The sequence below is a fragment of the Mesorhizobium humile genome (genome assembly GCF_033977215.1).
GTDB classification, from domain to species: domain Bacteria; phylum Pseudomonadota; class Alphaproteobacteria; order Rhizobiales; family Rhizobiaceae; genus Mesorhizobium; species Mesorhizobium humile.
In genome coordinates this window covers 19,169-40,578 of the sequence record NZ_JAVIIV010000019.1, presented here as the reverse complement: position 1 = coordinate 40,578, position 21,410 = coordinate 19,169, and the positions used below count along the sequence as shown (strand labels likewise).

Sequence of the window (21,410 nt, the reverse complement as noted above, 5' to 3'; positions counted from 1 at the left end):
TCATTGTCTGCCCTTTAGCGCCGGCGGCGAGACGGGTCAGCTATCTCTCTAGCAAAGGTGCTTTTTGTAAGTTCAGGCAGCGAAACGGCGAAGCTCTTCAACCGCCTCGATCAGAGCGATCGTAAATTGCGCCATTTGTTCGGCGGTTGAAAATCTACCTGGCGAGACCCGAAAGGCTTGTCGCGCTCTCGGAGTATCACCGAACATGGCGAGTAACACGGGGCTTGTTTTGACTTTGTCAGTCGCACAGGCACTGGACGCAGAAAAGCTAGCGACAGAGTTTAGTCGGTGCATGAGGGCTAACGGTTCGACCCCGGCAATCGATAGCGAAACGTTTCCAGCGATACGCTCCGAGGGATGGCCGTTAAAGCTGACGCCGGCAATCGCCGAGGTGACCTCGTGAACGAATTTGTCGCAAAGCCCGCGCAAACGCGCATCGTCAGTCGTGCCTTCGCGGCCAGCGATATCTAGTGCTGCCCCAAGACCAACTATGAGGGGTACATTCATGGTACCGGACCGAAGCCCACGTTCCTGTCCGCCGCCAAATGAAACAGGCACGAGCCGAGCGCGCGGCGAGCGCGATCGAACATAGAGGGCACCCACACCCTTTGGCCCGTACGCTTTGTGCCCGGAGATGCTCGCAAGGTGGATGTGTTCGGCCATAACGTCGACGCGCCTATGAACCAGAACTTGGGCGAGATCGGAGTGAAAGAGTACACCGCGTTCCTCACAAACAGCGCCGATTTCAGCGATGGGTTGAATGGTCCCCACTTCGTTGTTGGCGCCCATGATTGATACCAGGCTCGTGTCGTCCCGGATTGCCGCGGCCACGTCGGAGGGTGATACCCGACCCTGTTGATCGACCCCGACAATTGTGACCTCGAACCCTTCCCGTTCCAGCTCCCTCATCGGCTCCACGACAGCAGGATGCTCGATAGCGCTCGTTATCAAGTGCTTACGCTCCGGCCGTGCCCGGGCGGCACCAATGATCGCTATATTGTTGGCTTCGGTGCAGCTGCCGGTCAGGACTATTTCGTTCTGACGAGCGCCCAACGCTTCTGCGATCTGCACACGCGCAGCCTCCACCGCTGCCCTGGCGCGATTGCCGTGGACATGCTCCACACTCGACGGATTTCCGAACACCTCGGTGAAAAACGGAAGCATGGCCTCAAGGACCCTGGGATCCACCGGGGTGGTCGCGTTGTGGTCGAGGTATATGGGCTCCTTGTTCGCCTCACGTTTCATGCGGCGAGCACCAGACGACCCAGGTCCGCCGCAGATTTGGCCCGCACAGACAAAGTACCCACGCCGCGGTGAATGTGAGCACGAAGACGCGCAACAAGATCTTCGTTCGATAGGGGGCTGGCGCCGCCCTCGTCCTCTTCAACGAAGCGCAACAGAGCGGCAATCAAGCCAGTATACTCGCCCGTAAGCGTGTAGGCGTTAAACTCCTGGCCGCCCTCATCAGGAGCTGGCGCAATCGCCGGCCCTTCTTCAAGGGAGAGCATGATCGCGGTACGGCATAAAAGGTTGGGGGTGACCCCAGTGCGCTGACGGATCGAGCGTAGCTTGCTTGTCGCCTCTGTTGAGATCCTAAGCTTGTTGTAGCGCAAGCTGACCTCCTTCGTCGCCATCGCCGAAGTAGCCTGGAATGGCTCGCGTTGCGCGTTGATCGGGCTCGTAATCGAGTCTGTAGGAGTGGCTGATGCTCGGTGTGAGCTCCTTAAGCAGCCGCGCGTCAACTTCGGTATCAGTGGATAGAACAATGACTTGATGGCTTGCCTCGGGGAAATACCGTTCGACAATGGCTGTTCGGTGTTCGCTATCAAGTCGGGCAAGGGGGGTGTCGATAATCATCGGGAGCGCCCGGCCGCTGGTGCGAGCCAGTGCCCACAGCATAGCGATTGCATAGACCTGTTTTTCCCCGGCAGATAGGCTCGACTTCGGAATCTCGGCTCCCGTCTTATCGATCAGCGTCGCGTCAAAAGATGTGCGGTCAATGCGCACATTCGCGACAAATCCCCCTTTGCGGGCGAGGTGATTAAACCTGCTAACAAACTCTGTCTGGAGTTGCGCAAGCTTCATATCGAGCAGCCGTTCCTCATAGAGTTGCAACGCTCGGCCCACGCGCGTTGCCAGTGCGGCACGCTCTTCACCGGCCTCAGCCTCAGTCTGTGCTTTGAGCATGCGGTCGCGCTCGCGGGTCAGTCCAGAGCGTTGAAATTCCAGAGTGTGGAGTTCGTCAGTCCGTGCTCGCAACACGGCTTCGGCAGTCCCGACAGACTTTTCAGCCGAGAGCAGCTCATCCAGAACGATCCCTGCTGCGTGCCCGGAAGCACGCACCAGATCGGCATCGACACGACGAAGTTTGCGTTGCAAGGAGTCCAATTCGGAGACAGCCAGGGCTGCACGCGACGCAATGTTTTCACGAGCTTCGACAAGCCGTGCAGCAAAACCCCGCCGATCGCCGGCATCCAACTCCGAAACGGTACCAGCAGCGGCACCGGTCGCTCGTTGCTGTTCTGATTCAAAAAAAGCATCCAGGTCACGCCAATGACTTTCCTGCCACCGGGCCGTGCGCGTCGGTGTGTTGGTCTTTCGCCATGTACCCACGCGTTCTCGAAACTCGACCATATCCTCGCGCGGCTTTTCCCCGGCGTGCGCTAAAGCAACTGAAAATCGCCGGAGCAATCTCGGAGCCGATGCGAATGGGAGGAGACCGCCGGCGAATTCTCGAATCTCAGCTTCGCGGCGGGTAATTTGTTGGCGCAACTCATCGCGCGAAGCCTCAATTTGAGCGCGGCGGTTTGCTGCGTCACCGCCTTCAGCAATAAACCGTTGACGGACATTGAGGGCCACTCGGGATTGAGACGCATGGCGCGAGGTGAGTTCAGCAACGTCCTCCGCCATTTCCGCAATGCGACGATCGAGCACGGAGATCTCGCGAACAATCGTCTCAAGCCTAACAGCCTCGTCATTGCCTTCACGACGACCATGTCTAGCAAGATAGAGACCCAAGTCGGTCCGGAGACGTCCAACAAGCTCGATACCCAGGAGACCGCGAACAGCTTCGGCAAGACCCTCGTCGGGATCGTCTCTGGCGATTTCGGCAATCTTTTCGCCGTCAAAGAAGAACAGCTGAGACACGCCCGGTGGTATCATTTCTTGCAGGAAGCTATGCCATTCGTCACGTGGCACGGCGTCGACCGGCGCCCCGTCTTTTTCCAACGTCAAAGTCTCGACGGTTTTCGTCCCGCGCGTCGCCCAGCGCCGCAAGACCTCATACCGATGAACCACACCACCCTCGGCATAGTCGAACTCGAGCCCGACCGATCCAAAAGGCGCCGGGCGTCCATCCGACCCAACATGAAGCCGGCGCCGTAGATGCTCCTCATATTCAGATTGCGCCACCCGATAGCCAAGCGCACGCCTCCCGTAAAGGGCGAGCCGCACCGCTTCAAGCAGGGTGGTTTTGCCGGCGCCGTTCTTGCCGCCTATCAGGACGACGGGCCTTGCTCGCGCCGGCAACAAATCCAGACGCTGGCGACCGGCATAAAGACCGAAATTCTCAAGTGTGATTGATCGCAGTCTCAACGCCCATCCTCACCGACCATATCGAACGGAAGTTCCAAATCGTCAACAACTGCCAATACGCTGCCGTCCTCCAGCCCAAGTGTGCGCCGCCGCTCGGCTACGAGGACATCAAGATCTCGCCATTCAAGCCTGAATGCGTCCTCAATACGAGTGTGCACGGCATGCCTACGCTTAAGACCATGTGAAGCTCGCTCGATATCAAGCAATTTCATCACGAGTTCGGGTGGAACCTCATTGTCCGCGCATACGGAAGCCAAGAGCTCACCGTCGTCGGCGGTGAATGCAACAGAATCTTCCGTCACCCACTCGATGTCATCGCGACCGAGCGTCTCGCGTACGATACGCGGAACGGTGTCCGCCCAGTCACCACGCTCCGTGCGCCAGAGCCGCCGGATTTCATGCAATTCGTTCTCATGAATCAGAATTGGCGCTTCGCCTGCAGGCGCGTCACGCGCAACTTCTTTTTGTGTTTCGAGCAAGCGACGAAGCAGAGTTCGACAAAATTCCATGGTGTACGGGCCGGGCATGACACGGTCAGTCTCACCGATAAAATTCACTTGACCAGATTTGCGCCGAAAGTCCCTGAATTCATGCTTGCGCTCCGGATCCTGGGTCTGCGAAAGCATATCACGGTACTCAAGAAGCGGTGTGAGCCACTCCTCGCCTGAATCAATCATCGACTCCATTGCCTTGTCACGCTGCACCACGGTGCAAACCCAGCACCCAAAGCGGGAGTTTCCGCAAGACGGAGTCGATGTGTCCACGACCAACGGACACTCGCCCGCGCTGGCGTTGCGGTACATTGCAACGAGATCGCGGTTGTCATTGCCCCAGGGAGATTCATTCTGAAGCAGGTAAGTCCAGACGTCGTCCGTCGAAAAATCCGCGATCGGCGCGTAGACAAAGGCGTTCATCAGCGATGAGTGGCGCCGCAGCTGAGACCCCTCTATCTGATGCAATGACATTACTTGGGCGCGGGTCGCAGATTCTTGTGACCGGACGCCGAGAACCATGACGACTTCACCGAACTCAGCGACGCGGCTTTTGATGAAAGCATCGGCCGGCTGGATCTTGAGCCGCTCCGTGCACCACCGAAAGCGGCGTGACGGGGCCGGGTATCCCTTCCCGATCAAGCTCACCCAAAAGCTATCTTCCAGCTCCGGGACGACCTTGTGCGTGACGACCGGCATGTTTTGAGCGGCCGCAGCCGATGAAATGCGGTCAAGTGTGACGTCTATATACCGCGACACCACAGGCGTTTCGACGAGCGTGTCGGAGCTGATAACATAGATCGTCTTGGTCCGCCGTTCAGACGGCAACGCAGCGATTGCCGTCCAAATCAACTGCAGGGCGGTGGTCGAGTCTTTTCCTCCTGAATAGCCAACCACCCACGGCCGAGCATCGGAAAGGTAGATGTCCCGAATGTCGTCCAATATGGACGCGATTCGGCCTGCCCCGTTGGAATTGTTATTCTTTTTGCTCACGGTATTTCTCCTGAAAGGAGTCTAACCGACTTGCCCGGGTGCGTCAGCGCCATTCGTGGTGAGTGACCAGATTTTTTCCGCAGTGAGCATTACGCTGGCACGCGATCGATTGATGCGACCGACCAGAAGCGCCCGCCCTTCCCAAAGGGCGCTATTTGACCGGGCCCAATCAACGTCACCCAAACGGTTGATTGCCGTGCGCCAGTCGAGTCTCGGATCGTTGAGTAACCGCGCGCCTGCTATTGCGATGGCTTCCAACGCAACACCATGGGCGTGGACCTTTTCGCGCCTGAGGGCTGCGGGTGTCATTTGTCCGCGGTGCGCAAAGCCCCAGTCAGGAATTGATTCCGCCACCGCTGCCCAAAACTCTATGACCCTCGCCTCATCGACTTCGCCCGTCTCTGATACAAAGGTCGAAACAGCTGCGTGAAGGTTGCTAAAAGCGAATAGCTTTGGCGAACTGGCTGTGAGATTAGATCGACCAAAGTCGGTCATGTCTCTGAAAAGCGGAACCCAGTCAACGACGGCCCGGGACAATTTTGCTCGCTCATCACGCGCGTCATACAGCAGGCGAATTGAACGCGAGGGCTTCACTCCGTGTTGATTGAGGTCAACGAACATCTGCCGTGAGCGCTCCAACCCGTGGTCTGGAAACAAAGTGACGGCGACTGTCTCGTGAGCAAAATGGGGACGCTCGCGAAGCACCTCAATAATTGCAGCCCGGCGATGCTGGCCATCATTCACAAGGATTGTCGCAGTCATGTCGACCGACAGTGTTCCGATTGATCTCAAGGGTCCGTTCATGTCGCTCGGCTCAAAATGAAACCCGCCGTCGATCGTTGCCGTCAAGGCGGACAGTACGTACTCCTTTGGGTTCGACGTGATGTAACGAACAAGTGCTGGAATGCGGCTCTTGTTCAAGCGACGCTGAGCGCGAAGTTCGTCCGGAACAGCTCCATCATTAAATCGCAATAGCGATCCCACGGCACCAAGCGGAACCATCACCACGTAATAGGCTCGACCTGCCTGAACGCCCCTTATGGCAGGGAATGCAAACGCATTCATGGCCAATCTCTCCGCAACTAATTCGCACATGATATCGCGATCAATGGCGATGGTCAATATATACCGGGGATATATATACCGTGGACGATTAGCACCATATCCGCAATCTAGTGCGGCATGGCAGAGCATTTACGTGTCCAGCTTGGTGAGCAACTTAGACGCCTTCGGGAACATGCCGGCTGGTCCCAAGAAGGGTTTGCCTCGCAAGCAAACATTGACCGCGCAGCTTATGGGAAACTCGAACGAGGTCAGGGCAATGTGACATTGATCACACTTGCCCGAATTGCTGTCGCACACGAAATGAGCCTGGCTGGCTTGCTTTCAGGCATTACGCTGAATCCTGCAGATATCCAGGCCATACCGCGAATTGCGCGCGGAAATCGACACGCGATCCGATTTGGCAAGAAGGAAAACGGCAAGTCATGACGCCCAAAACGAGTTCCAACCCACGACGCAGACCGGATTCGGTGAATCACAGAGTTCAGTCGATGTCGCGGCCAGTCTGATCCATAACTAAGTGCCGCACGGTGAGAGCCCGCGAGACGGGCTTTGTCGAAAGTGTCGAGGTTACCGACAAGCCTGTCGCCGCTTCGTTGCTGGCGGCGCCACCAGCGCAATCGAGCTCGGGATTGCCTGCATGTGGCTGCGGGTTTAGTTGACCACGCGCCGCCGACACTGGCGGCGGCGATGGTGAAAGCGTTTGGCGTTCCATGATCCCGGTTCAGAGCCAAGTGGCGGATCTGGTTGGCGACACCTTGCGGGCCGCTGCCTGTTCGGCGGCGAATCTCGTCTGACGTTGCCGTGCTTCCTCGAAAGTGAGTTCCATCTGGTCGTGCAGGCGGGCTGAGCGTTCAGAACTCTGAACATCTAGCGCGCCTTATGTGCGCAACCGACCGGCGCGCCAACAATATCTCGAGCATCTGCCGCGCGAACGCGTGGTCGAGCCGGTGCCGGCCGCTGAATTGCTGCGGCGGTCATCGGCTGCGCAGCTGGAAGGTGATCCAACACTTGCAGGAGAAGTTCACCTTGCGATCAGCCAGGCTCGGGGGCGTTCCAGGCCCCACCGCGCGGCTGGGCCGGTCCCGGCCTACTGGTGATGATCCTGTTTGAGAAGTTCGGCCGGCATCAGCCGCAAACCAAGCTAAACCTATGACCGCGCGTGCCGCTTAGCCAGTTGACGCCGGCCGACCAGGTCAGCGCCGGCGTCGCGGCGCTGGTGCCGCTATTCATGCGGCTCGAGCCATGTGCGTTGCTTCACGTTTGCACGGCGAGCGACGGCTCCGTCCTGGCCAAGGCAAGATCGATACCCGGCCGATCGTGGACCTTTCTACGGACGGCCTGCTTTCTTCAGGTGCGCTGTAGCGATCTGACCAGAGGCCAGCGCTGCACCAAAGACGGAGTAGAGCGGACTACGTCGACGGCCACGGCCCGATAGGTCCAATGGATCCATTGCAGGCAACGTACTTCCAAGTCGGGAGTTAAGAGCAAGCGGTCTGCCGTATAGTATCGCTTAGTTCTCATCTGCCGCAATCTAGCGAGATTATGCGTCAAGCCACGACATGTTGCAGATAATATGCGCAGCGGTGGCTAACTCCGCATTCCGACGGCAGCAGGCCCGTTCTATTTATTACCCGTCAGTTTTGGAGCTTCAAAAATGAACGGTCTTGCAGCGTCGGCTTTAAAGGGACTAAAACGGGCAGATCTTCTCGAGCATCGCGCCTTCCTTGGGGGTCGGTGGATCGACAGGAATCGAGTGCTCGAGGTGCTCGACCCGGCCACCGGCGACAAACTTATTAATGTCGCTGCTTGTGATGAAAAAGATGTTGACCTGGCTGTAAGGGCCGCAGGGGAGGCGTTTGCCGTCTGGCGCGACATGCGGCCTGTCGAGCGGGGCGGTATATTGCGCGCTTGGGCGGATGAACTGCGGGCGAATGCAAATGATCTGGCGGCCATAATGACGGCGGAGCAGGGGAAGCCGCTCGCCGAAGCGCGGAGCGAAATCTTCTACGGAGCCGGGTTTATCGACTGGTTTGCGTCTGAAGGTGAGCGGGCTTATGGCGAAACAATCCCCAGTCATTTGACCGGCAGTCGAGTGTCGGTTCAGATGCAGCCAATCGGTGTAACTGTCGCAATTACGCCTTGGAATTTCCCCTCAGCGATGATTGCCCGCAAGGCCGGAGCGGCGCTTGCGGCCGGCTGCACGATGATTGTCAAGCCCGCTCCGGAAACGCCTCTTTCGGCATTGGCGCTCGCCCGACTAGCCGAGGAAGTTGGCATTCCCGCCGGCGTCTTCCAGGTGATCACTGGAGAGGCTCCGCCGCTTGCCAAGCGCCTGCTTCAGCATACCGAAGTGCGCGCCTTCTCCTTCACCGGGTCGACAGAGGTGGGACGCATCCTGCTTGCCCAGTCCGCGGCAACAATCAAGAAGGCCTCAATGGAATTGGGCGGCCACGCGCCGTTCCTGCTGTTTGGCGATGCCCCATTGGATGCAGCGGTCGCCGGCTGCATCGGTGCCAAGTTTGCGACGTCGGGGCAGGACTGCCTGGCCGCGAACCGGATCTATGTTCAGCGCGGAATCTATGATCAGTTCGTCGCTAGATTTGCCGAGGCGACCGCCAAGCTGAAAGTCGGGCACGGTTTGGAGGAGGGGACCGACATTGGCCCCATGACCCGGCTTTCGGTTGCGGAAAAATGCAGGCAACAAATCGCGCAGGCGATCTCGGCCGGCGCCCGGATCGTATGTGGTGGTCAGGACAGCCCGCTCGGCGGCAACTTTGTCACACCAACAATTCTGGCTGATGTCACCGACGACATGCTGATTGCTCGAGAAGAAACCTTTGGCCCTGTCGCGGCCATTCTTGCCTTCGACGACGAGTCGGAAGTGCTGGCGCGCGCCAACAACTCTGAAATGGGCCTCGCCGCCTACGTCTACACCGCCGACCTGAACCGCGCCATGCGGCTGACAGATCGGCTGGAATACGGCATGGTTGCTGTCAACACGCCGAAATTTACCGGCGCACCCATCCCCTTCGGCGGCTGGAAACAGTCCGGCCTCGGGCGTGAGGGCTCCAAGCACGGCCTGGCCGAATACCTGGAACCCAAATACGTCTGCATCGGCAATATCGCTGCCTGAAAGGAATAAACCATGACCATCAACATCAAAGAGATCAGCGACAAGGACAGGAACTCGGTCCTGCATCCTTTTACGCAGCTCAAAGCCTTCGCCAGCGGTGAGCTCGGCGATCCGACCATTGTCGAGACGGGCAAAGGAATCCGCATCCAGGACGCGCATGGCAACCACCTCATCGACGGCTTCGCCGGGCTCTACTGCGTTAACGTCGGCTATGGCCGAGCCGAGGTTGCCGAGGCTATCTCGCGTCAGGCTTTTCGTCTGGCCTATTACCACTCCTACGCCGCCCACACGACGGACGAGCTAGCGATCCTGTCCGATCGCCTGGTCAAGATGGCACCCGGCAAGATGAGCAAGGTTTTTTACGGCATGTCCGGTTCGGATGCCAACGAAACCCAAGCCAAGCTCGTCTGGTACTACAACAATCTGCGCGGCAAACCCTCCAAAAAGAAAATCATCTCGCGTGAGCGCGGCTATCACGGTTGCAGCGTCGTCTCCGGGTCGATGACCGGCATGAGCTTCTATCATGACCACATGGACCTGCCGCTTCCTCAGATTGTTCACACCGGTGTTCCGCACCACTATTGGGGTAGAAACCCGGGCGAGAGTGAACGCGAATTTTCAACGCGGCGCGGCGAGGAACTTGATCAACTGATCGAGCGGCTGGGGCCAGAAAATGTGGGTGGCTTCATCGGCGAGCCGGTGCTCGGCACCGGCGGCATCACGCCTCCGCCGGAAGGCTACTGGCAAGCAATCCAGGCCGTGCTCAAGAAGCACGACGTGCTGCTCATCGCAGATGAAGTCATAACTGGCTTTGGTCGAACGGGCTCCATGTTCGGCTCGCAGCACTATGGCATCGAGCCCGACCTTGTTACGATCGCAAAGGGTCTGACTTCGGCCTACTTCCCGCTTTCAGCGGCAATCGTCGGTGAGAAGGTGTATAAGGTCCTGGAGGACGGGGCCGACAAGGTCGGCGCATTCTCGCACGGGTACACCTACTCTGGTCATCCCATCGGCGCCGCCGCGGCCAACGCGGTTCTCGACATTGTCGAGAAAGAAGACCTCCCCGGCAATGCGCGTGACGTCGGCGCGTTTTTCCAAGCGCAGTTGCAGGAGAAGTTCGCGCAGTTGCCGATCGTCGGCGAAGTGCGCGGCGTCGGTCTTATGGGCGCAATCGAATTTGTCGCCGATCGCAAAAATAGGGAGCGTTTTGATCCCTCGCTCAAAGTTGGCGCACGCGTCTCCAAGGCAGCGCGCGACCGAGGACTGATTGCCCGCGCAATGCCGCACGGGGATATTCTGGGCTTTGCCCCGCCGCTCGTAACCACGAAGGGCGAAGCCGAAGAGATCGTCGCCCTCGCCGAAGGCGCCGTTCGTTCAGTCATGGACGACTTGGTTCGTGAGGGTGAGAGAATCTGAAGGGGTGATGACCAGACTACAGATCCAAACGGACAATGCGTTAGCTGGACTTTTGAACAGGTCGGGCAAAAGCAAAGTGGGCCTCGAATCCAGGCCCACCAAAAACCCTTCCCGGCTTTCATAACGCTTGCTGCTCAAGAGCTCATGACGACCTGTATAGGCAGCCGTTGAAGAAGATCCCAGCGACCGGTTGGAGCTGCGAGCCATGCCTTAACTGCCACACGGATCGATTCTGGACGATCCGCGCCAACCTGGGAGGCTATATGAACAAAGTCCATAACGATGCCAGTTCTGCGTTGGAGGGTCTGTTATTCGACGGGATGCTCATTGCGGCGGGCGGATTTGGGCTCTGCGGTATACCGGAGCTGTTGATCGATGCCATACGGCATGCGGGCACGAAGGAGCTGACGATCGCGTCGAACAATTGCGGCGTCGACGACTTTGGGCTTGGCGTGCTGCTCAAGACCAAGCAGATCAGGAAGATGATCTCCTCTTATGTCGGCGAGAATGCCGAGTTCATGCGCCAATACCTGAGCGGGGAACTGGAGCTCGAGTTCAATCCGCAAGGGACGCTGGCCGAGCGCATGCGGGCCGGCGGCGCCGGCATCGCCGGCTTCTACACCAAGACCGGCGTGGGCACCGTCGTGGCAGAGGGCAAGGAGCACAAGGTCTTCGACGGGGAAACCTATATGCTTGAGACCGGCATCGTCGCCGACCTGTCAATTGTGAAAGCCTGGAAGGCAGATGCCTCGGGCAACCTCGTCTTCCGCAAGACGGCGCGTAACTTCAACCCGCCGGCTGCCACGTGCGGCAGGATCTGTGTCGCCGAAGTCGAGGAGATCGTTCCCGTCGGCAGTCTGGAGCCTGACCAGATCCACGTGCCGGGGATCTATGTGCATCGCCTAATTGAGGGCAAGCACGAGAAGCGCATTGAACAGCGCACGACGCGTGCTGCGGCTTGAAGGGGAGGGGACAGATGGCCTGGGACAGGGACCAGATGGCGGCGCGGGCCGCGCGCGAGCTTGAGGACGGCACCTATGTCAATCTTGGCATCGGCATTCCGACGCTCGTCGCCAATCATATTCCGGACGGCATTCACGTGACGCTGCAGTCGGAGAACGGCCTGCTTGGGATTGGTCCATTCCCAACCGAGGACGAGATCGACGCCGACCTCATCAATGCCGGCAAGCAGACGGTAACGGCGCTGCCGCATTCGGCCTTCTTTGACTCTGCCCAGAGCTTTGCGATGATCCGCGGCGGCAAGATCGCAATGGCGATCTTAGGCGCCATGGAAGTGGCCGAGAACGGCGACCTCGCCAACTGGATGATCCCCGGCAAGCTGGTCAAGGGCATGGGCGGCGCCATGGATCTTGTCGCCGGTGTGAAACGCGTCATCGTTGTCATGGACCACACCAGCAAGGCCGGGGAATCGAAAGTGCTCAAAGCCTGCACCCTGCCGCTTACGGGTAGAGGGGTGGTCGACCGTATCATCACCAATCTTGGCGTTCTCGATGTGGTCGAGGGCGGGCTGAAGCTCGTCGAGTGCGCCGATGGCGTCACTGAGGACGAACTCCGCGGCGCAACCGAAGCAACGATCAACTGAGGCGGGTGTGCTGGCTGGAGCCGCCAGTTCCAATAGAGGAAGCAACTATGACCAAAACCTCCATCGTCGTCGCCAGCGCCGCCCGCACCGCGGTCGGCTCCTTCAACGGCAGTTTCGCCGCCACGCCGGCGCATGAACTCGGCGCTGTCGTGATCAGGGAATTGCTCGCGCGCGCCAACGTCGAGGCAACCGAAGTCGACGAGGTCATCCTCGGCCAGGTGCTGACCGCCGCGCAGGGTCAGAACCCCGCCCGCCAGGCTTCGATCAGTGCCGGCCTGCCGAAGGAGACCACTGCCTGGGGCCTCAACCAGGTTTGCGGCTCGGGCCTGCGCGCCATCGCGCTCGGCATGCAGCAGATCGTCACCGGCGACGCCAAGGTGATCATCGCCGGCGGCCAGGAATCGATGTCGCTCTCGGCGCATGCCGAGCACCTGCGCGCCGGCGTCAAGATGGGCGACTACAAGATGATCGACACAATGATCAAGGACGGCCTCTGGGACGCCTTCAACGGCTACCACATGGGCAACACCGCCGAGAACGTCGCCCGCCAGTTCCAGATCACCCGCGACGATCAGGATGCGTTCGCGCTCGCCTCGCAGAACAAGGCCGAGGCCGCGCAGAAGGCCGGCAAGTTCAAGGACGAGATCGTCGCTTTCACCATCAAGGGCAAGAAGGGCGATACGATCGTTGACCAGGACGAATATATCCGCCACGGCGCGACGCTCGACGCCATGACCAAGCTGAAGCCCGCTTTCGACAAGGACGGCACCGTCACCGCAGCTAACGCGTCCGGCATCAATGACGGCGCCGCCGGCGCGCTGCTGATGACCGAGGCCGAGGCTGCGCGCCGCGGCATCACCCCGCTGGTGCGCATCGCTTCCTGGGCGACCGCCGGCGTCGATCCGGCGATCATGGGCACCGGGCCGATCCCCGCGTCCAAGCGGGCGCTGGAGAAGGCAGGCTGGTCGGTCAAGGACCTCGACCTTGTCGAGGCCAACGAAGCCTTCGCCGCGCAGGCCTGCGCCGTCAACAAGGGCATGGGCTGGGATCCTTCGATCGTCAACGTCAATGGCGGCGCGATCGCCATCGGCCATCCGATCGGCGCTTCGGGCGCCCGCGTCTTCAACACGCTGGTCTTCGAGATGGGCCGCAGAAGTGCCAAGAAAGGCCTCGCCACGCTGTGCATCGGCGGCGGCATGGGCGTCGCCATGTGCGTCGAAGCAATGGACTGAGTCATTTCGCTTTGTGTCTAAATGGATCCGAACCCTCCAGCGTCGAAAGAGCAAGCCGATTTCCAAACGCAGCGTTCGTGTCGACGGGCGGTGCAGACATGCCGCCATGTCCGGTCGTCCCAAGACCGCGACCTATAGCGGCGCGCCCTGCTGGTATCCTCCCAGCCAGCAGGGCGCTAAGTTACGGACAGTGGTCGGTTGTTTGCTCGTGTGCCTTGCCGAGCAAGCGCCGGAATTCTGCGCAGTTAAGAGCGGAATGCGGCGTTCCTGCGCCTTCGACGAGAAATCGACGCTCCCCGCCGGTTCAACGCTGCTAGATTTAACTCCCAGAAAACCAGTGGTTACGCGGGAACAGCGCACATGCGCCCCGCTAGCCGCCTCATTTAACCGAACAGGAGCTTGGACGTTGACTGACCTCACCTCAGAAATTAAGCGGCACTCCGGCGAGGAACCTATTAGCATGGGCAACAATCAGGTCGAGGAATGGCTTGCAGCATTCGAAGCGGCTCTCAATACAGGGCGCGTCGAGGCGGCAGTGTCGATGTTCTCGGCCGAGGAGTGCTACTGGCGGGATCTGGTCGCATTCACCTGGACGATTGCGACAATGGACGGCCGGCCCGCCATTGCGAAGATGCTGCATGAACAGCTCGACCAAGTCGGCAGCATCTCGATAGTGCGTGAGGGAGAATCGAAGACTGAGGGGGATCGACTCGAGAGCGCGTTTGATTTTGAGACAGCGACCGCACGAGGCAAGGGCTATATCCGGCTCCGTGAAGGCAAGTGCTGGACGCTCCTCACGTCAATGACCGAACTGAAGGGCTTTGAAGAGCCGTCCGGGCCGCGTCGTTCGGCCGGAGCTGAGCATACGGCCAGTAAGGAAAGGCTGACCTGGCTTGAGCAGCGCCAGCGGGAGGAGCGAACACTCGGCACCGAGGTCCAGCCCTATTGCCTCGTTGTAGGTGGGGGGCAGGGAGGGTTGGCGCTAGGGGCCAGGCTGAAGATGCTCGGTATTCCCACTTTGATTGTTGATGCGCTGCCGAGGCCGGGCGATGCCTGGCGGCAGCGCTACAAGTCTCTCAATCTGCACGATCCAGTCTGGTCAAACCATCTGCCGTACATTCCGTTCCCGAGCCATTGGCCGATTTACATGTCGAAAGACAAGATTGCCGACTGGCTGGAAATGTATGCGAAAGTTATGGAACTTAACATATGGTGCTCAACAACCGTTCGCAGCGCGCACTTTGACGACAAGAACAAGGAATGGATTGTCAACGTTGAGCGCGAAGGCGGCATAGAGATCTTAAGGCCAAAGCAACTCGTCATCGCCACTGGCCTCTCCGGAAAGCCCAAGACTCCGGTGTTGCCGGGGGCTGAATTGTTCGCAGGCGTGCAATATCATTCTAGCGAGCACCGGGACGGAGCAACGCTGGCTGGTAAACGCGTTGTCGTACTGGGCTCCAACAACTCCGCGCATGACATATGTGTTGATCTGTGGGCGGCAAATGCCGATGTAACCATGGTCCAGCGCTCGTCCACCAGCGTCCTCAAGATCCCCCAAAACCCTCAGGGCCCTGATCTCAGCACTGAGCGTCGTGACCTGATCTCGGCCTCGATGCCATTCCGGGCCAGGGAAAGCATTGACAGAGAAGACTGCGAGAAGGATCAGCGAGAGAACGCGACGTTTTATGCGCAGCTGCGCTCTGCAGGATTTCTTCTCGATTTCGGCGAGGACAATACCGGCGTGAACGGAAAATATTTTCGACGTGCTTCCGGATACTACCTCGACGTCGGCGCCTCGGACTTGATCATCAATGGACAGATCAAAGTGAGGAGCGGGACCACTATCCAGGAAATCAAGGAGAGGTCGGTAGTCCTCAGCAATGGGTTAGAACTTGATGCAGATGCCATCATCTACGCCACCGGCTTTGAACCAATGGAAAGCTGGATTGGTACGCTGATCTCCAAAGATTGTGAGCGCCGCGTGGGCCATTGCTGGGGGCTCGGATCCGACACAGCATTGGACCCGGGTCCCTGGGAAGGGGAGTTGAAGAACATGTGGAAACCGACTGCGCAGGAGGGTCTGTGGTTTCACGGCGGCAGCCTGTCGCAATCGCGTATCTACTCATTGCACCTCGCTCTTCAGATTAAGGCGCGGCTTGAGAATCTCCCAATATCGGTTCATCGGCCTGCGACGATCCACCGATCGCCGAGGACACAATCCACACGGTGATACCGTTCAAATGCTCTCTTCAAGGCGCCGGCTAGATGCCGGCGCCGACGAGTTCGCCGGCACGTTGATCCTGTGAGTTCGGATTCGTCAACAAAGGCGATGGCGGCCAGGCATATGAGCACAGGATGGGTAATACAGTCCATCGCACGGGCGAAGGATCCTGGATATAAAAAGCCGCGATGCAGTGATGGAGCTTAAGGAACTTCGCCATCACGCCGGACCCGAGCAGACCGCCCATATATTCGCCGCCCGCGTTGCCGAATGCCGAGGCTATGGCAACACAATCGCCCGCCGCGCCAAAGATGTTTGAGAAGGGCCGGCACATACTCCTTCACGCCGCAACGGGCGACGAACGATCAATCCCGTTCTGGGGCGAAATCGCCACGCCTCGGCGGCGCAATCGGGTTCTGTTTCATGGACCCAGACTGAGCCGATGGCCTGGGCCAGATCGTCCGTGGAAATGTTGAGCAGGCGCGCGCCAAAGACGAATCGCCGGTCATATAACGGGATGCGCCTCGAAGAACTAGAGGGCGGCCAGGGCGAGGATCTTTGATCCTTGCGGGACCGACCAGAACTGGCAAATCGCATCGCTCGATTCAATCCGGCGACCTTCAAGGCAGTTCCGCCCTAGAGAAGTACCGCTGACGTTTGAGCCTCCGAGAGGATGGCGAACGAACAAGGGGGTCGCGGCGCCGGGGTGACCTTTCACCCAAGTTTGTCGGCATTCCGAGAGGGCAGAGACCATTGTGCATGGCTCGTAGTAAGGGTCGGACCAGATCTTTCAAGCACGACAAGCGCTCGGGGCCTTGCCGAAAAGTTCGCGGAAGCTCTTAGAGAAGTGGGACGATGAGATGAAACCGCATGCGACTGCAATTTCCAGAAAAGGCATGTTCGTTTGCTCGATCAGGCGCTTGGCCCATTCGAGCCTCACGCGCCGATAGTACCGCATCGGTGGACAGGATACATACTGCACGAATAGCCGCTCAATCTGACGCGGCGAAAGTCCGACGCATTTCGCGATGTCGCGCATGGAAAGCGGGTCTTCGACGTGCTGCTCCATCAGTCGGACGACCTCAGCCACTCGCTTGCTCAGACCAGCATATTTAGCGCCGATGGAGGATTGTTTTTCGCACCCGGAGCGCCATTGGCTCGCGCCTGTGTGCTCGAAAACGGCCGCTGCGCTTTCCTTGCCAAGATTGTGGTGAATCAGCTCCAAGGCCAAATCGAAAGACGCAAGCTCACCAGCGCAGGTCACAATGTCTCCATCCGATACGAATAACGAGTCGGTGACATGAAGGCGGTCAAAAGTTTCGCACAGTGCTGGCAGCTTTTCCCAATGAATCGTGCAGGAAGTGCCGTTCAGAATGCCACTCTTGGCGAGCAGCCAAGTGGCCGTTCCCAGCGCTGCAATGGGAATTCTGTGCCCGCGGCATAGGTGTATGATATTCATCAGCGATGCCAGTGGGTGGCTTTCGACGTTTGCACCGGCGCACACCACTATGGCGCTCGGCCTGTCGCTTCGCTGCAGGTCTGACGCGACTTCGGCAAACGACTTGTTAGGACACACAGATATTCCGCTGGCGCATACAACCGGCCGGCCGTCCGAACTCGCCACGATCCATTCGAAGAAAGGGCGACACGAGACCGAGTTCGCGACCCTCAGCGGGTCAACGAAGGACGACAAAGTCAACTGCGAAAATCCGGGAACGAGCAGGACGACCATGCGATAAGCAGCCAAATCGTGGCGCGAAGTAAAGGCGCCTCCTGTGCTGTGCCACTCTCCTGAACTCGGAGGAATGATTGGTGGAAACAGAGTGTTCATTTGACATCTCTTGCATTCGCGCTGGCGAACGGCCTCCATCGGCGAGACACAAAGTTCGAAGTCCGCGGTTGCATGCGGTCCTGCGACCCTGCGGAACAGTAATGAGTCTCGTGTAATAGGCGAAACTTCTCTGGGCGGTGCGCTTTTATCGTCGTATTGACCATCGATGCCCTGTTCATCCATGCCTGATCAACAGAGTCCAGCCCGAGTTGGCCCAAGCTTAAGTGCGATGTCTCGTTGGCTCAGGTGCGTCAGCTGATCCATGATCCAAAGGCCGATAATGCCGTCCAATGATGATGTATTCTGAAGGACTTTGATTTGCATTGTGTTCTCTGAAGATCATTCAGTTCCTGCGAGCGCATGTGGTGGTGAACGCGACGCGCCCGCTCGGGGGAGTCAGCCGGTTCTGTTCCGTTGGCGATATGTTTCGATCTCCTCGCGTTCTCTGCGCGTACGGGGAAAAGGGCTTCGGGTGCGACGCTAGGTGAATCCAACTAGCCCGCGTCCGCCGCGTGATCTACATCGCCGAAGGTTTCCCAGCTTCTCCAATACTATTGGGACGAGAGTGCATTTCGTCGATTTGCGGCGAAGGAAGCAGACATTCTGCGTTTCGGACGGCTGGCGCTTGACGCTCCTATGCCGGTCTCGATCTGGGCAATACCAAACGGTCACGCAACGCGGTATCGTGGACCCTTTAATGCAGCTAACGGCGCCATTCCGTTGCCTCGACCAGCAGTTCACGGAACACGTCAACGTTGTACATCTCTTGCTCCAGAACTGCCCCCACTTGGCATACGAAATGGCCCAACGGTCCGAGGGGCGGGTGATCGTGTCAAATGCAATCTGTGGATGGCATCTATCGTGAATGAGATAGGATGCCCCCTGGTTGCGCCAGCGAGCGGACCTGGAGACGGCGTTCGCCAAGGAAGAGCGGGAGCCGCCAGACCGCTCGCATGAGGCAATCTCGCGCCTGAACTGTTGACTTAGCGCCTGCCTGCTCAGAATTCTGTAGCTGCAACCCACAAGAACGCCAGGAGTCGGCATCAATATTGCGGTAACCTGGCAAGCGGCTGTAGGCAGGGAGCCCCGGCCGGACCGACTTGAGAGAAAATCCTAGGGAGTCTTGTTATGCCAGTGGTTAAAGGTCCGCAGGTTTTCCCGCGCTCGGAATATCTACGCAGGCTCACTGCGGCAAACGCGAGGATGGCTGAGCGTGACATCGCCGCGCTTGTCATCACGGACAACGCACATGTTACATACCTGACGGGATCCGTCGCTCACTCTTATGACACGCGCGCGGTCGTCGTCCTTGCTTCGCGGGAAGAGCCGGTCTTTATCCTACGCTGGATGGACGTTGCTGCGGCCGTGCAGGAGACCTTCATGGAACGCGACAGCGTCGTGGGCTACTCGGAAGAGTTGATGGGCGATCCGGAAAAGAACGGTTACGACGCGGTCATTGACTTTTTATTGGAGCAGGGACTGGGGCAGAGCGGCATTGGGCTTGAGCTATGCAATCTGACGGTCGATTCGGTGCAAAAGTTCAAAAGCCGCCTGCCGCAGTCACGCATCGAGGATTTCTCGAACGTCGTCACCCGCATACGCGCGATCAAGTCCGATCTCGAGATCGCTGTCATGCGTGAGGCCGCCGCGATTTCCGACGCCGGTGTGCTTAGAGCCGCGGAAGTCATGCGCTCCGGCATGCGGGAGGCAGACGCCATCGCCGAAATTGTGGGAACGCTCGCCCGCGGAGCGAACGGCAAACCTGGAACTTGGATCGCAACTCCCTTCCTGTGCGCCACATCGCGCATAGGGAACCCGCACACCACTTGGAGCGAAGATACCCTGCGGGAGGGTTCCCAGGTCAATCTCGAGATCGCCGGCGTACGCCATGATTACCACGTTCCGATCTGCAGGACCTATTCCCTCGGCACACCGTCCGACCGCCTGCTGCGCATCCATGAAGCGCAGCTTGCCGGCCTCGAGGCGGGGCTGAATATAATCCATGCGGGCGCCGTCAGCGGCGAAGTTGCCAAGATTATTCACAGCACGACCGAGAAGCACGGGTTCAAGAAGCAATCTCGGGCCGGATACTCCATCGGTATCAACTGGATGGAAAAGACGACCAGCCTTAAGCTGGGTGATACAACGGTCCTCGAGCCGAACATGACCTTCCACCTGCATCTCGGTTCCTGGGTCCAGGAAGATTTCGGCTACGTGCTTAGCGAAAGCATTCGCGTCACCGAATCCGGCGTCGAGGTTCTCACAAAGGCGCCGCGGCAACTCTTCACGTTGGGCTGAGCATCGTCACCGGACTGCGAGCGTTTTGCGGCGCACCTGCCGTATCCTTCGCGTCGGCAGGGGCCAGTCTTCACTGTAATGGAAACAATATGAATACAATAATGTGCCGGTGAACGAAGGGCTAATGGGCGTAATCTGCATTTCCGCTGCCACAGGGGGCTTTTTCTCCTTGCCATGGCGACCGCCCGTGTAGCATTGTTTTCTCACAGGGTCCGAGCACGGCACCAAATCTTTCGGCGCCAGGAGCTTAGGGCACCGTGGCCGCGGATGCTCCCTCAATCGTCCTCGCAGGGCCAGGCGCAAAGCGTCGTTTCGCGGATTTGTTTCAACCCTGCAGAGATCAGCCGTTTTGTCGCTGGCTGGCAATATGAGCTTATCTTATCCGTACTTGCTGACCGCCGCCAGCATCTCATCGGAACCGATATAATCCTTCATCCGTCGCGCGCGGATCGGACTTGTTCTCGCCTACCGACGGTTCCCTGCCGCGCCCGATTGATAGCTAGGCCCGGTACATGGACTCCCCGTCCCGGCGACACTTCTGTGAATGTGTGATCTCCCGACCTTTTTCAGCAATGCTAGACAACGGCCAAGAACTCGCGCGCTATCAAGGTCAGCGCTCAACCACGCGCTTATCGCAGCCAAGAGATGGGCGAGTCAGGAGGGTGAGCATAGAGGAGTGTGGAATTTGCCCGTCGCTACGATTTGCTGCCGGATCCGATCGGCGATCAAATCGTATTTTGAACGTCCCAGCCGGGAGTTGGGTCCAAATACAGTAACACTTGCCACCGGCTCCCCGACGTTGTTAAGTGCTGCCACGCTGATTGCGGTCGCGTCCTTCAACAATTGGCCCTTTACCACCGAGAAGCCCCGGCGACGGGCGGCAACAATATCGCGCCAGATGCGATCAGGCGTCGTCCACCGGATGTTGGCCAAGTGAGGCAAATTACGCTCGTAGAGGCTGCGTGCCTCCGCATCTGAAATAGCGGTCAAAAGGGCGATGGAACCGGCGCCAACGCCAATCGGCCGACGGCACCCGATCGCAGGGCTTGTAATGCGCCCCAGTTCTGTGCCTTCGACCTTGTCTATTAGCACATGATCGTCGCCTGCCGGAACGATCGAATGAACGTCCTCCCCACAGTCCTGCGCTAACGCCACGAGAACCTGATGCAACTGATCTTTGATCGTCATGCGATGGGCCGACTCGGCGAAGAGCAGCATCTCAAGGCCAAGCTTATAGAGCTTCGTGTTGGGATCGAACGAAATCATCCGCTCGTCTTGGAGTGCCGAAAGCAGCCTGTGCGTCGTCGTTGTGTGCATGTGGGTCGAGCTTGCAAGCTCCGTCAGCCGCATGCCCCTGTCGTCATGCGCGGCAACAGTACGCAACAAGAGAAGCGCCCGCCGCAGGCTCTTTGATCCTTCCGCGGCCCGATCTGAATTGCGGCCTGTCTTGGGTGTTGAGGTCGTCCGCGCCAGCGCACGGGGCTCGCCATTCATTTCACTGGTTACGGTTCTCATCTTCGCTTCTCCGATAGG

General features: G+C 58.8%; 15 protein-coding genes and 1 pseudogene. 9 read left to right on the top strand and 7 right to left on the bottom strand.

Going from position 1 to position 21,410, the window contains the following annotated elements; translation table 11 throughout:
- Positions 1–72: 72 nt before the first annotated feature.
- Genes RFM52_RS24675 through dndB form a run of 5 tightly spaced genes read right to left on the bottom strand, consistent with a single transcriptional unit; the run spans position 73 to position 6,143 of the window.
- Positions 73–1,245 (bottom strand): cysteine desulfurase family protein, encoded by a 1,173-nt coding sequence (locus RFM52_RS24675; protein WP_320298633.1) that lies wholly within the window; start codon positions 1,243–1,245, stop codon positions 73–75.
- The gene (gene dndE, locus RFM52_RS24670; RefSeq protein ID WP_320298634.1) at positions 1,242–1,613 is read right to left on the bottom strand and encodes a DNA sulfur modification protein DndE; all 372 of its coding nucleotides are present in this window, start codon (positions 1,611–1,613) and stop codon (positions 1,242–1,244) included. Before dndE ends, RFM52_RS24675 begins: the two co-directional genes overlap by 4 nt.
- On the bottom strand, positions 1,594–3,594 hold the full coding sequence (gene dndD, locus RFM52_RS24665; protein ID WP_320298635.1) for a DNA sulfur modification protein DndD: 2,001 nt from the start codon (positions 3,592–3,594) through the stop codon (positions 1,594–1,596). The genes dndE and dndD overlap by 20 nt, the downstream gene beginning before the upstream one ends.
- Complete coding sequence (gene dndC, locus RFM52_RS24660) at positions 3,591–5,078, bottom strand: DNA phosphorothioation system sulfurtransferase DndC (protein ID WP_320298636.1); 1,488 nt, start codon at positions 5,076–5,078, stop codon at positions 3,591–3,593. Before dndC ends, dndD begins: the two co-directional genes overlap by 4 nt.
- 21 nt (positions 5,079–5,099) lie before the next feature.
- Positions 5,100–6,143, bottom strand: coding sequence for a DNA sulfur modification protein DndB (gene dndB / locus RFM52_RS24655; RefSeq protein WP_320327876.1), 1,044 nt, complete (start codon positions 6,141–6,143; stop codon positions 5,100–5,102).
- 117 nt (positions 6,144–6,260) lie between these two features.
- Between dndB and RFM52_RS24650 the strand changes: the two genes are divergently transcribed.
- From RFM52_RS24650 to RFM52_RS24615, 8 genes and pseudogenes are all read left to right on the top strand, one after another.
- Entirely contained in the window at positions 6,261–6,569 is a 309-nt protein-coding gene (locus RFM52_RS24650) for a helix-turn-helix domain-containing protein (RefSeq protein ID WP_320298638.1), read from the top strand.
- A gap of 437 nt (positions 6,570–7,006) precedes the next feature.
- Positions 7,007–7,476, top strand: a pseudogene (locus RFM52_RS24645) (IS66 family transposase); the annotation flags it as partial.
- A 321-nt stretch (positions 7,477–7,797) separates the two neighbouring features.
- On the top strand, positions 7,798–9,276 hold the full coding sequence (locus tag RFM52_RS24640; RefSeq protein WP_320298639.1) for an NAD-dependent succinate-semialdehyde dehydrogenase: 1,479 nt from the start codon (positions 7,798–7,800) through the stop codon (positions 9,274–9,276).
- Positions 9,277–9,288: 12 nt separating this feature from the next.
- Entirely contained in the window at positions 9,289–10,692 is a 1,404-nt protein-coding gene (locus RFM52_RS24635; RefSeq protein WP_320298640.1) for an aspartate aminotransferase family protein, read from the top strand.
- A 263-nt stretch (positions 10,693–10,955) separates the two neighbouring features.
- Positions 10,956–11,654, top strand: coding sequence for a CoA transferase subunit A (locus tag RFM52_RS24630; protein WP_320298667.1), 699 nt, complete (start codon positions 10,956–10,958; stop codon positions 11,652–11,654).
- Positions 11,655–11,668: 14 nt separating this feature from the next.
- Positions 11,669–12,295 (top strand): CoA transferase subunit B, encoded by a 627-nt coding sequence (locus RFM52_RS24625; protein ID WP_320298641.1) that lies wholly within the window; start codon positions 11,669–11,671, stop codon positions 12,293–12,295.
- Positions 12,296–12,342: 47 nt separating this feature from the next.
- The gene (locus RFM52_RS24620) at positions 12,343–13,527 is read left to right on the top strand and encodes an acetyl-CoA C-acetyltransferase (RefSeq protein WP_320298642.1); all 1,185 of its coding nucleotides are present in this window, start codon (positions 12,343–12,345) and stop codon (positions 13,525–13,527) included.
- A gap of 460 nt (positions 13,528–13,987) precedes the next feature.
- Positions 13,988–15,757 (top strand): NAD(P)/FAD-dependent oxidoreductase, encoded by a 1,770-nt coding sequence (locus tag RFM52_RS24615; protein ID WP_320298668.1) that lies wholly within the window; start codon positions 13,988–13,990, stop codon positions 15,755–15,757.
- 781 nt (positions 15,758–16,538) lie between these two features.
- On the opposite strand, the gene RFM52_RS24610 is transcribed toward RFM52_RS24615, so the two are convergent.
- Positions 16,539–17,579 carry a GlxA family transcriptional regulator gene (locus tag RFM52_RS24610; RefSeq protein ID WP_320298643.1) on the bottom strand — a complete coding sequence of 347 codons (1,041 nt, stop codon included), beginning with the start codon at positions 17,577–17,579 and terminating at the stop codon, positions 16,539–16,541.
- 1,128 nt (positions 17,580–18,707) lie between these two features.
- Between RFM52_RS24610 and RFM52_RS24605 the strand changes: the two genes are divergently transcribed.
- The gene (locus tag RFM52_RS24605) at positions 18,708–19,877 is read left to right on the top strand and encodes a Xaa-Pro peptidase family protein (RefSeq protein WP_320298644.1); all 1,170 of its coding nucleotides are present in this window, start codon (positions 18,708–18,710) and stop codon (positions 19,875–19,877) included.
- Positions 19,878–20,531: 654 nt separating this feature from the next.
- On the opposite strand, the gene RFM52_RS24600 is transcribed toward RFM52_RS24605, so the two are convergent.
- Entirely contained in the window at positions 20,532–21,392 is an 861-nt protein-coding gene (locus RFM52_RS24600) for an IclR family transcriptional regulator (RefSeq protein WP_320298645.1), read from the bottom strand.
- Positions 21,393–21,410: the final 18 nt, after the last annotated feature.